Below are 3,466 nucleotides of genomic sequence, written 5' to 3' on the forward strand. Positions count from 1 at the left end.
AAAGATTTGAACACGCCTTCTTTGAAAGCCTCTTGAACACTTCTGTCCTCAGGGTCAGGGATAACAATGTAGCCTCTCTTTTTCAGTGTTAATGCCTTATCTAGGTCGCGTAGTCGTACTTCGCCGCCTATTGCTTTGGCACCTTGACCCCACTTGCGCTCGATCACGTTGACTTCAAGCTTAGAAATGGCGTAAACATCAACGCCCAAGCGCTGGTCTTCCACGTTTGTTTGAACTACCACGTCACCGTGTTTTCCATCCCAGAACTTTCGGAACGCGTCGACTCTGCGCTTTAGTTCTTTACTTTCCGTGACCTTGCCTTTGTTGATTTTGGCGTCCAAGTCCATTCCAACAACATTTTCGCCAACGGTTATGATTGCACCTGAAAGGGCTGCACCTACGGCTAAGCCTTCCCAGTTTAACCGGGCTACCTCAGTTGAGCCGAAAGCTCCAGTCAATATTGGCACTTTTAACGGTATGCCAGCTACTTTGGTTTCGATGTTTGCGTTTTCGAAAAGGGCTTTATCAGAATCTGGCTCGATGCCTTCTGCGCCGAAGAGCGACGCATGTATGTTGAAGTCAGACCAGTCTAGTCGGAAGTCTTTGAGGGCTCCGGCTGTGCTGCAGCCGTATTGACCTGGTTCGGGGTAGAGGGCTTCGCGTCCTCGAAAGGCCGAAAGACTGATTTCGCACATGATGGGGCAATCGCGGATACATAATGGACACATGCCGCTTGTTGGGCTTACGTCTTTGACTCTTGTTGTTGTTCCACTGGTGGATTTGCCGTTAAGATATGCACTATTACGGGTTACTCTTTCGCTCATATTTAAACCTAAATTGTAGCCAATAAACAGCTCAAACTATTAAGTATTAGGTAAACTAGATCGTGGATTATGAAAATCGCAATATCAAATGCGTTTTTTTCTCTTCTTCGACTTTTCCAAATTCACCTGAACAGTTGAAGCTTCACCTCTGTTTCCACTACTAACTTTAAATGTGAAAGATGTCATTTTCTTTTAGCAGTCTTTCTCTGAGAGAAGGAGAAGTTCGATCACGTTGACCCAAAAAACATTTATACCCATCAAAGACGCAGACTTCGTTTTTGAAAACTCACCAGTTAAAATAATTGTTAATAGAAATTGCCCCGAAATTGAACTTGCCGGAATGAAGGTTGGACCTTTTGAAGAGGGAAGAGAATACGACGTCAAATACTGGATAGCTCATCAGCTTGAAAAAACAGGTATAGCCCACATCAAAGAAGAAGAACAACTTGACATTAAGAAAATCAACAATATACATTGGAAGGAAAGCGGCATCGTCCACGCTCGGCAACTCTCCACCCTCGAAGAAGAATTCTATCCTAAATTGAGGCGTTACTTGGCTGATCTAAAAAAAGGCGCAATAGGAAATCCTGAAAAAATGCGCGAATACGAAAAAGTGATGCTTATGTCGCAGGACATAGTCAACTGTCGCCTACGCAAAATTGTTTCTTTGGCTTCATCGCCTGAGCAGACGAATCACATTCTAAAAGACCTAGCCCGAGAAGAGCGTATCCTCTACGAACGTTTACACTTCATTATTGATGAATGGAAAAGCAAAATGCTGAAGGTGACGGATGAAACATGACCGAAGAAACAATTACGGCTGATCCGCAACAGCGTTTTCAAGATTTTCTCAAAGCTGAAAAGTATCGTAAACGCATATCTCAGATGGCTGTTTCAGGCGCTACTTCAATGGTAGTCGATTTTGAAGACTTGTCAATAGCCGACCAAGAATTCGCTCAAAACCTAATCGAGCAACCAGACGAATACATGAAACACGCTAATCATGCCGCCCATGCACAACTTCAAATCGAGGCGCCGGAATACGCCGAAGTAACCGAAACCGTTAACGTTCGGTTCAAAGACTTGCCCACAACTGTACAGTTGCGTACATTGGGCTCAGCCCACCTTGGAAACCTAGCCATGGTTGAAGGAATCATTGTCAGAGCCACACCAGTCAACCCTATGGTTATGCGGGCAGTATTCAAATGCAAACGTTGTGGAGTTACTCAAGAAATTGAACAAGCTGGTCCCTTCTTAAGAGCCCCATTCGTATGCAGTGACCCAGCATGCGGATACAAGGGAACCTTCGACTTTGTCCAAGAAGAATCCACGTTCATCGATTTCCAGCGAATCCGCATACAAGAACGTCCCGAAGACCTACCGCCTGGACATTTGCCCCGGTGGCTGAACATAGAACTTGCAGGACGAGACCTAGTCGACATTGCCAGACCAGGTGACCATGTAGCGGTTGTCGGCATTGTTCGCGCTGTGGCGCCTACGCTTCCCACTGGTGGAAAAATGCGTGTGTTTAGGTTGCACTTGGACGCCAACTACATCGATGCGCTGAGCAAAGAGCCCGAGGCCGTCATAGTCTCGCCTGAAGAAGAAAAAACACTTCTCGAATTGGCTAGAGACCCATGGGTGCACCGCAAGGTGATTCGTTCTATTGCGCCTTCAATTTATGGTTACGAACACATCAAAGAAGCCATAATGTATCTCCTATTTGGCGCGGTGTTCAAACAGCTTCCCGACATCACAATACGAGGCGACATGAACGTCCTCTTGGTGGGTGACCCTGGAACCGCCAAGTCTCAGCTGCTTCAGTATGTGTCGAGAATAGCGCCTCGTGGACTGTACACGTCTGGAAGAGGCACAACCGCTGCTGGATTGACTGCTGCCGTGCTTCGGGAAAAAGGAGGCGGAATGTCGCTTGAAGCCGGGGCCCTCGTGTTAGCTGACAAAGGAGTAGCCTGCATAGACGAAATTGACAAGATGCGCCCCGAAGACCGTGTTGCCATCCACGAAGCTATGGAACAACACACGGTTTCGGTAGCCAAAGGCGGTATTGTGGCCACTTTAAACGCGCGAACAGCTTTGTTAGCCGCGGCTAACCCTGCATTGGGAAGGTATGAGCCTTACCGCACTGTGGCTGAGAACATTGCGCTTCCGGTTACCATTCTGTCCCGGTTTGATCTTATTTTTGTGTTGAGGGATGTGCCTGAGAAAGAAAGGGACACCAAGATGACTGAGCATATTCTCGACCTTCACATGAGAGGCCCGGCGCCTTTGGAGTCACCTATTGCGCCGAATCTTCTGCGCAAGTATATTAGTTATACAAAGAATATTCAGCCGAAATTAACTGAGGAAGCTATAACACGTCTGAAAGACTTCTACTTAGAAATGCGTTCAGCCAGCGAGACTGAAGGCACGCCAATAGCAATAACCGCTCGTCAACTTGAATCCTTGGTGCGCATTGCAGAAGCCAGGGCGCGGGTGGCTTATAGAAAGGAGGTTCTCGCTGAAGATGCGGATGCTGCCATTCGAATTATGGGATGGTCACTCAAAGAAGTCGGAATTGATGTAACGTCGGGTAAGCAAGACATTGACATAATTATGACTGGCAGGCCGAAAAGTGTGCGTGA

Annotated in this window: 3 protein-coding genes; 2 read left to right on the forward strand and 1 reads right to left on the reverse strand. The window is 47.1% G+C overall.

The features are described from left to right. Positions 1-824, reverse strand: an 824-nt coding sequence (locus tag VJ249_00005; protein ID HKZ92948.1) for an FMN-binding glutamate synthase family protein, incomplete at its 3' end; no start/stop codon positions are given. Between the two features lie 232 nt (positions 825-1,056). On the opposite strand from VJ249_00005, the gene VJ249_00010 reads away from it, so the two are divergent. After that, positions 1,057-1,626: a hypothetical protein gene (locus VJ249_00010; protein HKZ92949.1), complete on the forward strand. Its 570-nt coding sequence runs from the start codon at positions 1,057-1,059 to the stop codon at positions 1,624-1,626. After that, positions 1,623-3,466: minichromosome maintenance protein MCM (locus VJ249_00015; GenBank protein HKZ92950.1), on the forward strand; the 1,844-nt coding region annotated here is incomplete at its 3' end. The genes VJ249_00010 and VJ249_00015, both read left to right, overlap by 4 nt.

This window comes from Candidatus Bathyarchaeia archaeon, assembly GCA_035283685.1.
Taxonomy (GTDB): domain Archaea; phylum Thermoproteota; class Bathyarchaeia; order Bathyarchaeales; family Bathyarchaeaceae; genus DATETJ01.